This window comes from Actinomadura sp. 6N118 (assembly GCF_044326415.1).
Lineage (GTDB): Bacteria > Actinomycetota > Actinomycetes > Streptosporangiales > Streptosporangiaceae > Spirillospora.
Window position 1 is genome coordinate 1 of sequence record NZ_JBIRAZ010000010.1, and the last position, 17,000, is coordinate 17,000.

General features: G+C 68.5%; 14 protein-coding genes. 5 read left to right on the plus strand and 9 right to left on the minus strand.

Going from position 1 to position 17,000, the window contains the following annotated elements; genetic code table 11:
• The 3 genes from ACH34W_RS25375 to ACH34W_RS25385 all read right to left on the minus strand — a co-directional run.
• On the minus strand, nucleotides 1-380 hold a 380-nt coding region (locus ACH34W_RS25375), incomplete at its 3' end, for a hypothetical protein (RefSeq protein ID WP_395963530.1).
• Nucleotides 377-2,446 carry a hypothetical protein gene (locus tag ACH34W_RS25380; RefSeq protein ID WP_395963531.1) on the minus strand — a complete coding sequence of 690 codons (2,070 nt, stop codon included), beginning with the start codon at nucleotides 2,444-2,446 and terminating at the stop codon, nucleotides 377-379. The genes ACH34W_RS25380 and ACH34W_RS25375, both read right to left, overlap by 4 nt.
• Before the next feature lie 303 nt (nucleotides 2,447-2,749).
• Nucleotides 2,750-3,538, minus strand: a complete 789-nt coding sequence (locus ACH34W_RS25385) for a nuclease-related domain-containing protein (RefSeq protein WP_395963532.1) — start codon at nucleotides 3,536-3,538, stop codon at nucleotides 2,750-2,752.
• Between the two features lie 137 nt (nucleotides 3,539-3,675).
• Between ACH34W_RS25385 and ACH34W_RS25390 the strand changes: the two genes are divergently transcribed.
• Together ACH34W_RS25390 and ACH34W_RS25395 are read left to right on the plus strand one after the other, a co-directional pair.
• Nucleotides 3,676-4,479 (plus strand): MerR family transcriptional regulator, encoded by an 804-nt coding sequence (locus ACH34W_RS25390; protein ID WP_395963533.1) that lies wholly within the window; start codon nucleotides 3,676-3,678, stop codon nucleotides 4,477-4,479.
• Nucleotides 4,476-7,079, plus strand: coding sequence for a VIT domain-containing protein (locus tag ACH34W_RS25395; protein WP_395963534.1), 2,604 nt, complete (start codon nucleotides 4,476-4,478; stop codon nucleotides 7,077-7,079). The genes ACH34W_RS25390 and ACH34W_RS25395 overlap by 4 nt, the downstream gene beginning before the upstream one ends.
• 73 nt (nucleotides 7,080-7,152) lie before the next feature.
• Here the strand turns inward: ACH34W_RS25395 and ACH34W_RS25400 are convergent, their stop codons facing one another.
• A complete protein-coding gene (locus tag ACH34W_RS25400) occupies nucleotides 7,153-8,595 on the minus strand; it encodes an MFS transporter (RefSeq protein WP_395963535.1) in 1,443 nt (480 codons plus the stop codon).
• A gap of 102 nt (nucleotides 8,596-8,697) precedes the next feature.
• Between ACH34W_RS25400 and ACH34W_RS25405 the strand changes: the two genes are divergently transcribed.
• Together ACH34W_RS25405 and ACH34W_RS25410 are read left to right on the plus strand one after the other, a co-directional pair.
• Nucleotides 8,698-9,099, plus strand: a complete 402-nt coding sequence (locus ACH34W_RS25405) for a MarR family winged helix-turn-helix transcriptional regulator (protein WP_395963536.1) — start codon at nucleotides 8,698-8,700, stop codon at nucleotides 9,097-9,099.
• Between the two features lie 321 nt (nucleotides 9,100-9,420).
• The gene (locus ACH34W_RS25410) at nucleotides 9,421-11,037 is read left to right on the plus strand and encodes a PP2C family protein-serine/threonine phosphatase (RefSeq protein ID WP_395963537.1); all 1,617 of its coding nucleotides are present in this window, start codon (nucleotides 9,421-9,423) and stop codon (nucleotides 11,035-11,037) included.
• Here the strand turns inward: ACH34W_RS25410 and ACH34W_RS25415 are convergent.
• Nucleotides 11,015-11,821, minus strand: a complete 807-nt coding sequence (locus ACH34W_RS25415; RefSeq protein WP_395963539.1) for an SDR family oxidoreductase — start codon at nucleotides 11,819-11,821, stop codon at nucleotides 11,015-11,017. The genes ACH34W_RS25410 and ACH34W_RS25415 overlap by 23 nt on opposite strands.
• A gap of 189 nt (nucleotides 11,822-12,010) precedes the next feature.
• Nucleotides 12,011-12,553, minus strand: a complete 543-nt coding sequence (locus ACH34W_RS25420) for a peptidoglycan-binding protein (protein ID WP_395963541.1) — start codon at nucleotides 12,551-12,553, stop codon at nucleotides 12,011-12,013.
• 231 nt (nucleotides 12,554-12,784) lie between these two features.
• Here ACH34W_RS25420 and ACH34W_RS25425 point away from each other — a divergent pair, with 231 nt between their 5' ends.
• The gene (locus ACH34W_RS25425; RefSeq protein ID WP_395963542.1) at nucleotides 12,785-13,933 is read left to right on the plus strand and encodes a serine hydrolase domain-containing protein; all 1,149 of its coding nucleotides are present in this window, start codon (nucleotides 12,785-12,787) and stop codon (nucleotides 13,931-13,933) included.
• A gap of 372 nt (nucleotides 13,934-14,305) precedes the next feature.
• Here ACH34W_RS25425 and ACH34W_RS25430 read toward each other — a convergent pair whose 3' ends face one another.
• The 3 genes from ACH34W_RS25430 to ACH34W_RS25440 all read right to left on the minus strand — a co-directional run bounded on the left by ACH34W_RS25430 (nucleotide 14,306) and on the right by ACH34W_RS25440 (nucleotide 16,880).
• Nucleotides 14,306-15,091, minus strand: coding sequence for an ABC transporter permease (locus ACH34W_RS25430; protein WP_395963543.1), 786 nt, complete (start codon nucleotides 15,089-15,091; stop codon nucleotides 14,306-14,308).
• On the minus strand, nucleotides 15,088-16,104 hold the full coding sequence (locus ACH34W_RS25435) for an ATP-binding cassette domain-containing protein (RefSeq protein ID WP_395963544.1): 1,017 nt from the start codon (nucleotides 16,102-16,104) through the stop codon (nucleotides 15,088-15,090). Before ACH34W_RS25435 ends, ACH34W_RS25430 begins: the two co-directional genes overlap by 4 nt.
• Before the next feature lie 110 nt (nucleotides 16,105-16,214).
• Nucleotides 16,215-16,880, minus strand: coding sequence for a DUF4097 family beta strand repeat-containing protein (locus tag ACH34W_RS25440; RefSeq protein WP_395963545.1), 666 nt, complete (start codon nucleotides 16,878-16,880; stop codon nucleotides 16,215-16,217).
• Between the last annotated feature and the right edge of the window lie 120 nt (nucleotides 16,881-17,000).

Genomic DNA, 17,000 nt, shown 5'->3' on the forward strand with positions numbered 1-17,000 from the left:
GCGGGGGGGGTGGGGGCGGGGGGGGGGGGGGCGGGGGGGGTGGCGGCGGGTGGGGGGGCGGCGGGTGGGGTGGCGGGCGGGTGTTTTGCAGGCGCGGGCGGCGTACGCGCTGGGTCGATGGCGGGGGCTGGGCCGATGGCCGGTGGGCTTGTTCCGTCCAGGCCGTCTTGGGCCAGCCAGGACAGGAGGGTGAGGCCACGGGCGGCTTGGAGGCGGCAGAGTTCGACGACCTCGCGGCGGGTGCGAGCGGCGGGCTCCGTCCAGAGGGGCCATTCGACCAGCTGGACCTGGGCGACAAGGCGGGCCAGCTCGGGCGGGACCGGGCGCGGGCTTACCCGTGACTCCGGTCGTTGCGCGAACGCGTGCCCACTCAGGGTCATCCGGTGCCCTTCGGCTCGGGGGTGGACTCTGAAGCGGGCGGCGACTGCGGAGGCGGGTCGGATGACGGTGTCGACGCGGGCGGCGGAGGCGGCGGGGGCTCGCTGCTCGACGGGGGCGGGTCCGACGACGGGGGCGGATCGGAGTTCGGTGGGGACGAAGGCGGGGTTGAGGAGGGCGGCGGGGTGGACGGCTTCGACGGGGGCGGCGTACCAGGCGGGGTGGGCGTTGGCGTGGTGGGTGTGGGCGTCGGCGTACCGGGGTCTGTGGGAGTGGGAGACGGGCGGGGAACGGGGCGCCAGGTGATGTGTACCTGCTGGCCGCCGGGAAGGAACGTGATGCCGCCTTCACCATGACCGCCGGGCCGCCGGAAGACGTGCACGGCGAGGGTGATCGACTGGCCGTTCTGGAGGTGGCCTGAGGAGTCGCTCGGCCGTACGGGACCCCAGGTAACGACACGCCAGGTGACCGGGCCGCCATCAGCTCGGAGCGTGACCGCAGCATCTGATCCGCCCGCCAGGTCGATGTACAGCGGGGACACCGACAGCGTGCCGCTGCCCCCGGGCCGCCCTGGAGCTGGCGAGCCGTCATCGGGTGCTGCGTGGTATTCCCTGCGTGGCGGTGACGGCAGCGCGGTGGGTGGAGCGGCCGAGCGGCGCGCCCCAAGGGGGAAGGTCGCGGACACCGGCGAACTGGCGAACTCGCCCACTCCAGAGTTGTCGGGCGGATCGTACGGCGCTCCGGTGGGCGGGAGGATCGGCGCCACACCGGGACTCGGCAGGCGGCCCGACGCGGTCGTTCCGGTCTCCCGGTCGTTGGCGCCGACGAGCCAGTTGAACGCCGCGGCGCCGGCGCCGAGGAGGAGGACGACCACTGCGGCGACCGCCAGTCCTCGCACACCGGCCAGCAAACGCCCGTCGCGTATGACGTCGGCGAGCGGGCCGACCACAGAGACACGACGGCCGCCCCACCCGGCGCCGGGTGCTGCGCCAACGGGTGATGTGCCGCCGAATGGTGTGCTGCTGGGTGATGTGCCGCCGGATGCCGCGGCGCTTGGTGCTACGGCGCTTGGTGCTACGGCGCGGGATGCCGCGGCGCCGGATGGTGTGCCGCCGGGTGCTGCGGTGGCAGGTGCTGCGGCGCCGGATGGTGAACGGCGCCCTTCGCCCCGTCGCCACCCAGGCAGGCGACGGCCGCCCTGCCACCAGGGCAAGGCGCCGCCTCGCGAGAGGCTGGGGCGGCGGGGGAGGACGGAGCGGCGCGGCTGGGCCGGGAAGCCACCAGGCGTGAACTCGGTGATCCGGGTCGCCACGAACAGCCGGTATCCCACGAGTTCCGGGTCGAGGAAGCAGCTCATGACGCGCAGGCGCAGCGCGTCCGGCGGCTCGGCCTGCGGCAGGAGCCCGTACACCTTGGCGGCCGAGACCGTTCGCGGCCGGAACGCCCCGCACAACGGGCATTCCTCGGCGTGACGCAGGAGCCGGAGACGCAGGTCGTGGTCCATCTCGCCGCGGCGTTCCCGGAGGATCATGCCGCGTTCGGGACAGCCGTACGGCCCCTGGTGCGCCAGGATCTCGGCTGTCAGGGCCACATCAAGCTCGCCGTGTGCCCGGTCGAGCGCACCCTGGGCCTCCTTGACCGGCAGGTCGAAGACGGCGGCGAGATCGGGCACGGAGAGCTGGTGCCGTACGCGCAGCTCCAGGATCTCCCGGCTGAGCGGCGCCAGCCCCTGCACGGCCTGCCACGCCATGATCCGCTGGTCGACGTCCTCCTGGTCATGGCTGGCGACCGGCAGGTCCGGCGGCTGACTTCCGTACGGCAGCCGGCGCCCGCACTCCAGCCGCGCGACGGCGTACAGCCACGGCCCGAAGCGGTCTGGATCGCGCAGCTTGTCGATATGCGACTCGGCCACGATGAACGTGTCGCGCAGCGCCACCTGGGCGGCGTCGCGGCCGCGCAGCTGGAACCAGCAGTACGCGTAGAGCCGGTCGGCGTACGCCTCGTACAACGCAGCGGGCGCACCGGAGTCTCGTGATCGCAAAGCCTCGACCAGGAGGTGGTCATTCATGCTACTGAAACTAAAGGTTCTTCAGTCTCTTCATGGGCGATTTCAAAGGATCGAACTCCAATGGCCGCAATGTTTGTGTCCAGCCCTTGATCGCGATCCGCTATTCCATCCACTAGTGATGCACTTAATGGCATTAGTCGGGATTGTACGGCTTGTCGGACTGTAGAGATCGACTGCTTGGACCTGCGTCGCATACCTCAACGCGTTCAAGGCGACACGAGGAGCAATGAGACTGGTCAGGCGATATGACCGGGCATTAATGACAGAACGAAATTGTGTTACAGGACCCGACACTCGACGTTCCTACTTGCGGAAAAGCGTCTCCAGCATCGGCGGAAGCATCCGTTCTGCAGCGGCGGTGACGGTCGCCACCTGCGCGCTGGTAAACACCACGGGCCGGGCTGACAGAACATCCGGCAGCGGCCGGGCCGCCACGAAGAGCACCCCGCCGTGACGCAGCCCGCTCCGCGGCACTTTCGCCCCATGGACCGAAACCATCGGCGTCACCGGCACCTCATGATCAAGCTCCAGCGAGAGCAGCTCGGCGACCGTCCGGGCAGCCCGCGCGGCAGCACCGGCAAGGTCCCCCGCGGGCTTGTTGCCGACCCACAACCGCCGCCCCTCGGAACGCAGCCGCAGACCCCAGCGCCACCGCCGGCTGGCGATGGCGTACACGCCGGTGATGCCGATGACCAGGTGGTCGAGGTTGGTCGCCGGTGCGCCCGGCAGCGCCCGGTCATGCAGAACCTGGAAACCCGCGGAGTCGAGCCTTGCGAGGCTGCGCCCCGTACGGCGCTCGGCCACCGCGCCCTGCCGCCAGCTGGTCGCCGGGCTCGGGCGGGTGCGTTCGTACACGGTGAACGCGGCGAACGCGGCCATGGCGGTGCCCGGACCGGCCCACCACACGCTGAGCCCGGCCACGACGACGCCGATGCCGCAAGCCAGGACGCCACGAAGCAGGAGCCGTTCCTGCCGGTGTTCCGCGACGAGCATGCGGTATCGCGACCAGGCAGAGGCTCCGGCGTTGGACGTGCCAACACCGATGATCCGCACCGAACGCCCCTTCTCCTCCAGCCGTCCAGGGCTGCCCAAGTCGCCAGCGTGAGCCCCTGACGTCGCGAGTTCAAGGACTTTGACCTTCTTGATGCCGACTCGGGGGAAAGTCCATGATCACCTGACGTGGCCGACGTAGTTGACACTGTCATTATTACAGTGTCACTATCAGAACCATGGAGAGCATCTGGACCATCACCGAGCTGGCGGACCGCGCCGTCGCGGCCCTCGCCGCCGACGACTCCCCGCGGGCCAACGGCCGGGTGCGCGATCTCCCCAACGAGCGGCTGATCCGCTGGTACACCACGATCGGCCTGGTGGACCCGCCCCTGGGCCGCCGCGGCCGCACCGCGCTGTACGGTCGCCGCCATCTCCTCCAGCTGGTCGCGATCAAACGCCGCCAGGCCGCCGGCCGCTCGATCGCCGAGATCCAGACCGAGCTCACCGGCGCCCCTGACGCCGCCCTCCAGCAGATCGCCCGGCTTTCCACGCTTCTTGACGAACCCTCCGGCGAGCCCCTCGACGAGCCTGTCCCCGCAGCGCCGGCCCCGCAGCGTGGCCGCTTCTGGACCACACCCCCCAGCGGCGCAGGCACCCCCGACGCCCCAGCCACACTCGACGGTTCAGCCACGCTGGATGCTTCGTCCACGCTGGATGGTCCAGCCACGGTCGATGCGTCGGCCGCGCTGGATGGTTCCGCCGCGCCCGATGGTTTGATCACGCCCGATGCTTCGGCCGCGTCCCGCGACCCGCACGCCGGTCGAGAGGCAGCCGCACAGGCGGGGGCCGCTCAGCTCGTTCAAGGTGTACGGCTGGCGCCTGACCTCACGCTGCTCTTGAACGTTCCGTCACTCGATGAAGCCGACCTCGCCGCGATCGAGACGGCGGCGCGGCCCCTGCTGGACGAGCTCCGGCGGCGAGGCCTGATCGGCACCGACACCAAATCCCAGTCCGCCGCCACTCCCGGGAGGTCCTCGTGACCGTGCACATCACACCGCTGCCAGAGCCCGTAGCGCCGCCCCCGGCACCTGACGGCGGACTCGGCGCACTCGCCACCGACAAGGGCAACCTGCCGCTCGACTCCGTCGACGTGCATGCCACGATCACCGGCCTGGCCGCAGGCATCGAGGTCGTGCAGGGCTTCCGCAACCCGTTCGACGTGCCGCTGGAAGCCACGTACATCTTCCCGCTGCCCGACCGCGCGGCCGTCACCGCGATGCGCATGGAGGCGGCCGACCGGGTGATCGAAGGCACGCTCAAGGAACGCGGCCAGGCGCGGCAGGACTACGACAATGCGATCGCCGCAGGCAAGCGCGCCGCGATCGCCGAGGAGGAACGGCCCGATGTCTTCACCATGCGGGTCGGGAACATCCTCCCCGGCGAACGGGTGACGATCCGCCTGACCCTCAACCAGCCGTTGCCGTACGAGGACGACGCCGCGACCTTCCGGTTCCCGCTCGTGGTGGCCCAGCGGTTCATCCCCGGTGCCCCGTTGGACGACGCGTCCGCGGGTGACGGCGTCTCGCCCGACACCGACGCGGTGCCGGACGCCTCACGGATCAGCCCGCCGGTCTTGCTGCCGGGTTTCCCCAATCCGGTCCGCCTGTCGGTCACCGCGGACATCGATCCGGCCGGACTGCCGCTCGCCGAGATCCGTTCCGCGCTGCACGTCGTGGCCGAGAGCCGGGAGAACGGCGAGAGCGGCCGTACGACCGTCCGCCTTCAGCCCGGCGAACGCCTCAACAGGGATTTCATCTTGCGCCTCGCCTACACGCCGGGGGACGGCGATGACGAGGCGGTGGCGTTGTCTCTCACTCCGGACGAATCTGAGGAAAAGGCCGACACGTTCTCCGGAGAAGGCACGTTCGCTGGAGAAGGCACGTTCACGCTGACAGTGTTGCCGTCGGGCGCGTCCCAGCGCCGTTCCCGCGACGTCGTCCTCATCCTCGACCGTTCCGGCAGCATGCACGGCTGGAAGATGGTCGCGGCACGGCGGGCCGCGGCACGGATCGTCGACACGCTCACCGGTGACGACCGTTTCGCGGTGCTCTCGTTCGACAACGTCATCGAACGGCCGCGCGACCTGGGCTCGGGGCTGTCCGCCGCGACCGACCGCAACCGGTTCCGCGCGGTGGAGCATCTCGCCTCGGTCGATGCGCGTGGCGGCACGCAGATGTTGCAGCCGCTGGAGGAGGCGTGCACGCTGCTGGCCGACTCCGCCAACGATCGTGTCGTCGTCCTGATCACGGACGGCCAGGTCGGCAACGAGGACCAGATTCTCAGGCACCTGGCACCGCGCCTGCGCGGCGTCCGTGTCCACACGGTCGGCATCGACCGCGCCGTGAACGCGGGTTTCCTGCACCGCCTCGCCGCCGACGGTGAAGGCCGATGCGAGCTCGTCGAGTCCGAAGACCGGCTTGACGAGGCGATGGAGCACATCCACCACCGCATCGGCGCCCCGCTCGCCACCGATCTGACCCTGCATCCCGAAGGTCTCGAGCTCGTGCCGGACACGATCGCGCCTCGCCGCCTCGGCGCCTTGTTCCCCGGCGTACCGCTGGTGATCTCCGGCCGGTACCGCGGCGCCTCGCCGTCCGGGACCTCGCCGTCCGGGACCCTGACCGTACGCGGCGTCACGTCCGACAGCTCCCCATGGGAACAGACCGCCGCCGGCACCGTGACCAAGGACCCTGCGACTGCGGCCATCTGGGCCCGCGCGCATCTGCGCGACCTGGAAGATCGGTACGCGGTCGACGGTGGTGACGACCTCGAACGCCGCATCGTCGACACGTCGCTGCGCTTCGGTGTGCTTTGCAGGTTCACCGCGTTCGTGGCGGTGGACAGCCGGGTCGTGGCTGAACGCGAAGGCTCACCCCATCAAGTCGTCCAGCCGGTCGAGATGCCGGATGGATGGGACGCAGGGCCCGCTATGGCACCTAGGCTGGCCGCTCCGGGGGCGGCCCTGCCTATGTCCTACGGTGGCGCGCCGCTGTCCGCCCAGGGCTCGGCCCCTGCGGCAGACCTTTTCGGAGCACCCCCCGCGCCAGCTGCCGCTGGAGCGCCCCCTGCGGCCCCTGCCGCGCCCGGCGGTTTCCGTGGGAGCAGTGCGCGGCCGATAGACCTCGGAAGCGCTCCGGAGTCTGCCGCTTCTGCAGAGTCTGCCGCTTCTGCGTCACCGGCGTCCGGACGTCCCCGCGCTGGCAGGCCAGGTGGCAGGCATGGAAGTGTCCACTCAGCCCAGGCACTCTCCGGAGCCCGCCATGACCTCGGCAAAGAGCTCCGGCGGCTCCGGCGGGTCGGCGACCAACGCGACGTAGAGCACCTCCAGGAGCTGCTCACCAAGCTGGAGCTGATCGTTCACCGCCTGGAAGGGCGAGGTGTCGACAGCAAACTCGTCGCACCGCTTGTGGCACTGGCGGCGGACCTCCAGGTCGTACGAGCCGAAACCGCCCCCGCGGATCTCGACGTGCTCTGGGAGCGTGCCCTGCAGGTCCTGGCCGACTTCGTTGGTGATCCGGGCAAGAGCGCCACCACCGGCAAGAGCACCACCAAGCGTGCCTTCTGGAAACGTGGCAAGTAGCAAGTAGAAGGCAAGCAGAAACGTGGGCGTCCTCCCGGGTCAGAGGGGGAGGACGCCCACGTCAGCGGAACGATCAGGCGTGCTGCGGCTGGTAGCGGCGCCGGATCAGCGGAACGAGGTTGAACAGGAGCCCGGCCAACGCCACCCCGGTGACGAGGTTGATGCCGGGGTGGAACTGGCCGAAGTCGTTCCCGCCCACGGAGCCGCTCGAGAGCAGGGCGGTCACCACTGCCAGCACCAAAGCGGCACCGACCTGCATCGCGGTTTGCACCAGGCCGGAAGCCAGACCCTGCTCGTGGTCGGCAATGCCCTCCGTCGCCTGAGCCATGATGGAGCTGAAGCCGAACGCGAACCCTCCGCCCAGCAGCAGCATCGTCGGCAGCACGGTGAACGCGTAGTGCGGTGCGTCCCCAGCCGTCGACAGGAACCACACATAGCCCAGGGACATCGAGATCATCGCGGTCAGGATGAGCGGTGACGTCCCGTACCGGTCGATCAGGCGTCCCATGAACGGTGAGCCGAAGGCGACCAGGAGACCGGCAGGCAGCAGCGCCATCGCCATCTTCAGCGGCGACCAGTGCAGAACGTCCTGCAGGTAGAGCGTCATCATGAACTGGAAGCTGAGGTATGAGCCCATCAGCGCAACGACGCTCAGGTTGGCCCGCACGATCGTGCCGACCTTCAGGATGCCGAGACGGATCAACGGGTGGGCCACCTTGTTCTCCGTGTAGAAGAACGCTCCCAGCAGTGCCACGGCCAGCACCACGGAACCAAGGGTGACCGGGTCGAGCCAGCCCCGTTCGGGAGCCGACACCACCGTGTAGACGGCCAGCAACATGCCCGCGGTCAAGGTGATCGCGCCGACCAGGTCGTGGCCGCCCTCCTCGGCGCGCTTGTCACGGGGGATCAAGAAGTAACCGGCCACCAGAGCGAGCACCGCGAGGGGAACCGGAGTGAGGAAGGTCCACCTCCAGCCGAAGCTGGTGAGCAGGCCGCCGAGGATCAGGCCGGACGAGTAACCGCTGGCGCCGAACACCGAGAACACAGACAGTGCCCGGTTGCGCGCGGGGCCCTCATGGAAGGTCGTGGTCAGGATGGACAGCGCGGTGGGCGCGGTGAACGCGGCCGCCAGTCCCTTGACGAAACGGGTGACGATGAGCAGCGTGCCGTTGTCGACCAGACCGCCGATCAGCGAGGCGATGGCGAAGACGGCCAACGCGATCAGGAAGATCTGGCGCCTGCCCAGCAGGTCGGCCGTTCGGCCGCCCAGCAGGAGCAGACCGCCGTACCCGAGCACATAGCCGTTCACGATCCACTGCAGCGAAGTGGTCGACAGGCCGAGCTCGGCGCCGATCGACGGCAGGGCCACACCCACCATCGACACGTCGAGACCGTCAAGGAACAACACGGCGCACAGCACCGCGAGGACGCCCCACAGTCGCGGGGTCCAGCGCTGCTCGCCGGGCTCGGTGGCTTGGGCCGTCTTAGTGACGGGAGACGTTTCGGTGATAGTCACGTCGGAGGACAGTACATGCACGCGCATCAAATGTCTACGCAAGAATTTCTGACGCATTTAATGCGTTTGCATCCATCAACACCCGTCCCCTAAGATGCGCCCATGGAGTCGGAGCCCGAGTTGGTCGGCCGCTGGAGGAGCCTCGCGGCCTGCTACAACCAGGTCGCCTGCCACCTCGATCGCGAGCTGCAGGCGCAACACGGCCTGTCCATGAGCGAGTTCGAAGCCCTGGACCGCCTCATCGACCTTCAGTCAGAGAAGTGCCGTATGCAGGAGCTCGCCTCCGACATGTACCTGAGCCAGAGCGCCCTCTCCCGCACGGTCGCCCGCCTGGAGAAGCACGGCCTTGTGGAACGCGGCCTCTGCGAAGCGGACCGCCGCGGCGTCTTCGTCAAGCCCACCGAAGCCGGCATCGAACTCCACGCCAAGGCCCGCGAGACCCATCTCACAATCCTCGGCGAGCACCTCTCCGACTCCTCCGTCCCTGCGCCCGCGTCCGGCTGACCAGCCCCGCGCGGTCCTCGGGTGGGCGTCGTTAAAGGCATCAACGTCCTGGCCGAAATTGAGGGCCGTGATGGCGATCGATAATCGCCCGTTCTGTCGTGGAAGATCGGCACGATGGCGCCATCCCCGGAGCATGATCGGCCAATGCCGCACATGACCGGGTGGCCATAGTTCGGGATCCCGCTATTCGATCTTTGATGGCGTGAGAGAAATCGGACGGAAATGACAAAGAAGATTGGCCGTCCTGGATAGGGTGGGAAACCGAACTTCCGCGCCACGTTCTTGATGTTGAGGAACGGAGCCCTCCACGGAGTTGTGGATGTGAACGCTTTCGTGATGCGATCCAAGGACACAGACCGTGAGGCGGACGAGCCGATCTGGGCCCTTGCTCCCTATCCGGCGCTGGCCGCCGACACCGACGGCGTGATCAGACAGATCAACGATGCGGCCCGGGTATTGTTCGGCATCGCGGAGCTCGGCGTACCACTGGCGGACGCCGCGCCGACCTGGCTCCACCAGGCCCATCGGCATCTCATGCGCGAGAGCCGCACGACCCCGGCCACCCCCGTACGAGGCCCGATAGGTGACCGGACATTCGAGGCGCATCCGACTCGTTGGACCGATAAGGGCGTTCCCCATATCGTTTGGTGGCTTGCCGACAGCACCGATCAGCAGTCGGCCTCGGATGCGCTGCGAATCGAGCGCGAGCGGGCCGCATTCCTGACTGAGGTGTCAAACGACCTCGCGTCCTTGGACGTCGGTCTCTGCCTGAATGCGACCGTGCGTTTGGCGGCACGGCATCTTGCTGATCTGGCGCTGGTGGTGGTGCCGAAGACCGGTCGCGGATACTCGGCCGTATTCTGCGGTCCCGACGGGCAAGTGGTCAACGACGACCTGGACATTGATCCCGGCGAGGTGCCTGGTCTGGCCGAGACTCTGCGGGGATTCCCCTCGGCGGTGGCACGCTGGATCGATCCCGCGACCGTTCCGGAACGGTTCTTCCGCGGCCTGCTCGACGCGCCGAGTTCGATGATGGTGACGACACTGCCCGGCCCGGGAGCCCCCGCCGGTGCCATGGTGCTCGTACGACGGGCCGGTCGCGCCGCGTACACCGAGGGCGAGGAGGCGTTCGCGCGGATGGTCGCGGTCCGGGCCGGTACGGCGATGTCCGCCGCCCGCCTGTACGCCGAGCAGACGTCCATCACCGAGATCCTCATGCGCGAGCTGCTGCCTCCCCGCGCCCGTGATCTCGACGGGGTCGAGCTGGCCGCCAGATACCGGCCGTCGGGGAGCGGCGAACGGGTCGGCGGCGACTTCTATGACCTCTACCCGGCGGGCAACGGCGACCAGGAATCGCTGGTGGTGCTGGGCGACGTGTGCGGCAAGGGCCTCCAGGCCGCCGTGCTGACCGGCAAGATCCGCAACGCCCTCCAGGTGCTCCTGCCGCTCGCCGACGATCACCACCATGTCCTCAGCCGGCTGAACCAGATGATGTTGCTGAACGGCGACCCCACCAAGTTCGTCACCCTGGTGCTGGCCTCGGTACGCCGCCACGGCGAACGGGTGCGGTTGCGGCTGACCAGCGCCGGACATCCCGCACCGTTGATCATCCGGGCCGGCGGCGCCGTCGAGGAGGTACCGACGGTCGGCACCCTCATCGGCGTCATGGAGCAGCTCTCGACCGACACGGTCACCGTCGAGCTCGCGCCCGGGGAGATCTGCCTCCTGCACACCGACGGAGTCACCGAAGCCAGGGGCGGCCCCGGAGGCGACGAGATGTTCGGTGAAGACCGGCTGCAGCGGGAGCTGGCCCGATGCGGCGGAATGACACCGGACGAAATCGTCGAGCACGTCCAGATGCTGGCGTCCGAATGGGTCGGCGACGGCCATCACGACGACACGGCCGTCATCGCGATCACCCCACGCCAAGGCCACTGACACCTCCGCCGACACGCTCGGCCAGAAAGTCCTCCCAGGTCCGCTGACCGGTGGCCTCGTCGAGGGAGAGGTTGGCACCGTCGCTGTACGCGCGGGCGGCCTTGCCGGGAAGCTTGACCGGCACCATCAACCGGCGCTTGCCGACAACGTTCAGGTAGCTGCGGATGGCCTCCCCCATCCCGTACACGTTCGGCCCGGCGATGTCGGGCACCAGACCGGCCGGCTCACCGAGCGCCAACTCGGCCAGCCGGGCTGCCACATCCCTGGCGTCGACGGGCTGGAAGTGCATCCCGGTCGGCACCGGAATGATCGGCATCTTGGCCATCCCCTGCGCCGCCGTCAGCAAGAAGTCGTGGAACTGCGTGGCCCGAAGGGTCGTCCACGGCAGTCCCGACTCCGCCACAACCAGTTCCGCGGCCCGCTTGGCGGCGAAGTAGCCGAACATCGCCCGGTCGACCTTGCTCTCGATGGGCATCCGCTCAGCACCGACGACCGAGATGTACACGAGATGCGGGGCACCGGCCCGTGCGGCGGCCTCCACCAGGTTCCGCGCCTTGTCCTCGTCGCCCTTGGCGCTTCCGGCGCAGTGCACGATGGTGTCGGCGCCACTGATCGCGGCCTCGAGTCCCTCACCGGTCGCCAGATCCCCGGTCACGTACTCGATGCCGTCCTTGGCCTCATGGCTGCTCCGGCTGAGCACCCGCACCTTGCGGCCCGCGTCTGCCAGAAGCGGCGTCACAAACTTTCCGAGCGTTCCCGTGCCACCAGTGAGCAGGATCGTCATGGCTTTCTCCGATTCAGTACGAGGTCGTCGATCTACTGCACTGACGGCTCGAACCGATCGGATGTGACGACTCACCCGGCTGACTTCAGAAAAACTTCACACGCGGCGCCCACCCACATAAGAAGGCCCCCGCCTCGCCTTTGAGGGGGAGCCGTTGTTGTCCGCGGGGCCGTCACCGGCCGCCGGCGGTCAGGAGTCCTTGGCGTGGTAGTAGGCCAGCGCGTGGAAGGTCTTGACGTCGACCTGGCCGGTGACGTTCAGGCCGAGGCCCTTCTGCAAGCCCCGCACCTTCGCGGCGGTGCGATCGCCGAATTGGCCGTCGACTCGCAGTTTTCCGTTGGAGGTGTCCTTGTTGAGCAGGACCTGCACCGCCCTGACGCAGTCACTCTTGGCGCCGCGGGAGATGATTCCGGTCCTGGTGTACAGGCTGTGCCAGGTGGCGGCACCCACGTGACCATCCGGCTTGCCCGCGCGCCCGTCGGCTTGCTGGAACTTGGTGACCTGCTTCTTGGTTGTGGGCCCGAAGTGCCCAGGCGGCTTCGGCTGCTTCTTGGTCGCCACCGAGTAGCCCCGGCAGTTGAGCATCCACTGCAGGGCGAGAACCTCATTGCCCTTGTCCCCCTGCCGCAGTGTCTGAGGGAAACCGTGGCCGTCAGCAGTGGCGGTCTGGGTGTCCGCCGAGGCCGGCGAGGCCATCGCCGCACCGCCCGTGACGATCCCGGCAACCGCCAATCCCGCAATCGTGATCCGCTTGATGTTTGCCCCCCTGTGTCGCTTTTGTCCGTGTCCAGAGTTAGAGGGCCTGTGACCTTGGATTGTTCGGCGTTCTGTCGTCCCTGTTGCGGGGTCGGCCGGAGTAAGGCAGAGACGGAAGATCCGCAGCGTGGCGGGTGCGGTTTCCCACAGGAGGGACGGGCGGTCGTCCCCATGGGCACGACAGGTGCGGCTCCGTAGCGTCCACCCGTGATCAAATTTTCCCGATGGACGGCGTTCGCGGTGTCCGGCGCTACGGCGGCGGCCCTTGCGGCGGCCATGGCCGTCCTCACCGCTCCTGACGCGCGAACGGCGCAGCCCCAGTCGAGCCACACCCGGTCGTCCCAGGACGGTTTCCAGGAGACGTTGAACGATCTGGTGAAAACCAAGGCGGCCACGGCCGTTCTGCTCCGCGTACGAACCGCGGGCGGCGGCGAGTGGTCCGGCGCGGCGGGCGTGTCTGATGTCCGAACGGGACGGCCCGCCGATCCAGCCGGGTACTTCCGGATCGGCAGCGTCACCAAGACGTTCGCGGCAACCGTTCTCCTGCAGCTCGTCGATGAAGGACGGCTGCGACTCGACGACCCTGTGGCCAAGCACCTGCCCGGCGTCGTCCCAGACGGGGAGCACATCACGGTGCGGCAGGTCCTCCAGCACACCAGTCTGCTCCGCGACTACATGAGCGACCCGGGATGGTCCACCAACCGCTGGCGCGGGGCGGAACGGTTCCGCAGTTACAAGCCCAACCGGCTCCTCGCGCAGGCGTTCCGCATCCCCGCCCAGAATCCCCCGGACGTCACCTGGAGGTACTCCAACACCAACTACGTGGTCGTGGGCCGGTTGATCGAGCGGCTGACCGGGCGACCCTACGGGAAGGAGGTGGAACGACGCGTTCTACGACCGCTCCGGCTGACCCAAACGATCGTTCCCGGCGACCGCCCCGGGCTCCCCCGCCCGCACGCGCACGGCTACGCGCTGCTGCCGGACGGGCGGACCGTGGACGCCACCCGCATGAACCCCTCCCTCGACTGGGCGGCGGGCGAGATGATCTCCACCACCCGGGACCTCGGCCGGTTCCTCGACGGACTGCTCGGCGGGCGGCTGCTGTCCCCCTCGGCGCTCGCCGCGATGCGCACCGTACGGCCCACCGACGCCGGGTTCGCGTACGGGCTCGGCCTCCAGGAGTACGCGCTGCCCTGCGGCAAGCGCATGATCGGGCACAGCGGTCAGCTCATCGGCTACACGACCTACGCGCTCCGTTCCGACGACGGACGGCAGATGAACCTGTCGGTCAACCTCGGCTCCACACCGCCGTCGGCCGACAAGCTGTACGCCCTTGCGGGCAAGGTGTTCTGCTGACGGTCACCCCGACCCGGCGAGAAGGGACATCGGCCCCACGCGTTCAGAGTCAAGATCGAGCGCCATCGCTGTCGCCAGCGCTATTGCTATCGCGGCAGCAGGATCCCAGCCCCCTGAACCACCGAGCCTCACGTGCTCGCGCGCGTTGGGGGTGTCCAGAAACTCGGCCCAAGAGGTCAAGCGGTGTTCGCCCGAGCGTGACCCCCAGGTCCAAGTGACGCTGTGGTGGGCCACGGTTATGTGGTTGCTGTTGTCACGGGTTGGGGGTCCGTGCCGGAAGCGCCGGTTTGGCCCTGGATCGGTGCCGGGGTATGCGGAAAGGTTCAGGGCCGTCAGACCCGGGTCTGACGGCCCTGTATGGCCGGTTCATGGTCAGGCTTTGTTGAAGGTGTTCTTGGCCCACAGGTAGGAGACCAGGGCAATGCCAGCGCACCAGGCGGTGGCGGTGGTGGCGCTGTTGCCGATCGGGGTGCCGAGCAGGAGGCCGCGGATGGTTTCCATGATGGGGGTGAAGGGCTGGTATTCGGCGAACCAGCGGATGGCGGTGGGCATGGAGTCGGTGGGGACAAAGCCGCTGCCCAGGAAGGGCAGCAGGATCAGGGGCATGGGTGCGTTGCTGGCGGCTTCGGGGGTTTGGGAGGTCAGGCCGAGGGCGACCGCGAGCCAGGTGATGGCCACGGCGAACAGGGTGAGCAGGGCGGTGGTGGCCAGCCATTCGATGGGGGTGGCGTTGGGGCGGAAGCCGATGGCGGTGGCGATGGCGATGAGGACGGTCATGCCGAGGAGTTGCTGGATGACGCTGGCGACGACGTGGCCGGTCAGGACCGAGGCGCGGGCGATGCGCATGGTTTTGAAGCGGGCGATGATGCCTTCGGTCATGTCGGTGGCGACCATGACGGCGGTGCCGGTGGCGGCGGTGGCGGCGGCCATGAGCAGGATGCCGGGGACGACGTAGTTGACGTAGGCGTCACGGCCACCGCCGGCTGCGCCGGCGATGCCGTTGCCCAGGGTGCCGCCGAAGACGTAGACGAATACCAGTAGCAGGATGACGGGTGTGATGATCAGCTGGATGGTCATGGAGGGGTAGCGGATCAGGCGTTTGAGCTGGCGCCGGATCATGGTGGCTGAGTCGCGTGCGGCCAGGGTCGGGGTGCTCATCGCAGGGACTCCTTCTGCTGCTGGTCCTGCTGCTGGTTGGGCTGTGGCTGGTTGGGCTGTGGCTGGTTCTGCTGCTGGCCGGTGAGGGTGAGGAAGACGTCGTCCAGGTCGGGGGTGTGGATGGTGAGGTCGGCGGGTTCGATCCCGGCGGTGTCCAGCCGGGTGAGCAGGTGGCGTAGTGAGGCGACGCCGCCGTCGGAGGGGATCTGCAGGGTGAGCCGGTCGTCGTCGGAGGGGTCGATGAATCCCTGGCCGAGTGCGGTGAGTGCGCCGGTGAGCGTGTCGTGGTCGGTGAACCGCAGCGAGATGTGGCCGCCGGGGATGAGTCGTTTGAGTTGGTCGGCGGTGCCTTGGGCGATCAGGTGTCCGTGGTCGAGCAGGGCGATGTGGTCGGCGAGCTGGTCGGCTTCTTCCAGGTATTGGGTGGTGAGGAAGATGGTGACGCCGTCGGCCACGAGGTCGCGGACGATGCTCCACATGGCGCGGCGGCTGCGGGGGTCCAGGCCGGTGGTGGGTTCGTCCAGGAAGATCAGGCGGGGGTCGCCGACCAGGGTCATCGCCAGGTCCAGGCGGCGTTGCATGCCGCCCGAGTAGGTTTGGGCCGGTTTGTTGGCGGCGTCGACCAAATCGAAGCGTTCCAGCAGTTCGGCGGCCTTGCGTTTGCCAGCTTTGCGGGGCAGGTGGTGCAGGTCGGCCATCAGCAGCAGGTTCTCCTGGCCGGTGAGGAGTTTGTCGACCGCCGAGTACTGGCCGGTGACGCCGATCGCGCCGCGCACCTGGTCGGGTTGGCGGGTCAGGTCGTAGCCGGCGACCTGGACGGTGCCGCCGTCGGCGGGGAGCAGGGTGGACAGGATCTGCACGGTGGTGGTCTTACCGGCGCCGTTCGGGCCAAGCAGGGAGAACACTGTGCCTTGGGGGACGGCCAGGTCGATGCCGTCGAGAACGACCTTGTCGCCCTTCTTGCCGCGGTAGGACTTGCGCAGCCCGTTCACCGCGATGGCCAGGTTCGTCATGATGCTGCTCCTTCACAAAGACTGCGGGTCACACGTTGCGGATCACAGGCCGCGGGTTACCGGCCGCGGCTCAGGCTGCGGGGTTACAGGCTGCGGCTCAGGCTGCGGGGTTACAGGCTGCGCGCGGCGATGTCGCCGTAGGCGGTGGTGGCGTGAATGTCCAGGTCGGCCGAGCCATCGTTCTTCAGACCGTTGCTGATCCGGCCGTAACCAGTGCCCGCGTCCAGCGAAGCCGAGACGCCCGGCGCCGCACAGACCTCGATGTCGCCCATCTCGGTACGCAGGGTGACCGTGCCGCTCACGGCCTCAGCGACGCGGATGTCGCCCTTGCTGGTGCTGATCTCCGCGGTCCCGGTGAGGCGGCCGACCTCGACGTCACCGGCGACGGCGGTGAGGCGGACGCTCGCGGCCTCGTCCAGCTTGATCTGGTCGTAGGCGCCTTCGAACGTCACATCGCCCAGCTGTCCGACGGCGCGGAACTCGGTGGCGGCGGCCTTACCCTCGACCCTGGAACCAGCGGGCAGCTGAACCGTCACCTCGACCGATCCCGACGGGCCCAGGTACTGGTTCTTCCCCGCCGGGGCCGCGATCCGCAGGACGCCGTCGGCGTATTCGACGGTGGTCTGCTCGGCCGCCTTCACATCGCGGCCCTTGGAGGCGTTGGCGGGCAGGACCTCCACCGTGGTGTCGGCCCGGTCGGCGGCGATGAACTGCACCCGCCCCGCGGGGATGTGAAGGACGGCGGAGATCGGGGCGGGGGTGTTGAACTTCTGCATCGTGCTCTCCCTTTGCGCTTGCGGCTCGTCGTTTCGAACAACGCAAAAGCTACGTTGCTTTCCAGATTCCCACAACAAGATCTTTGCCTCGAAACAGCATTTACGCAGGTAGAGACAGAA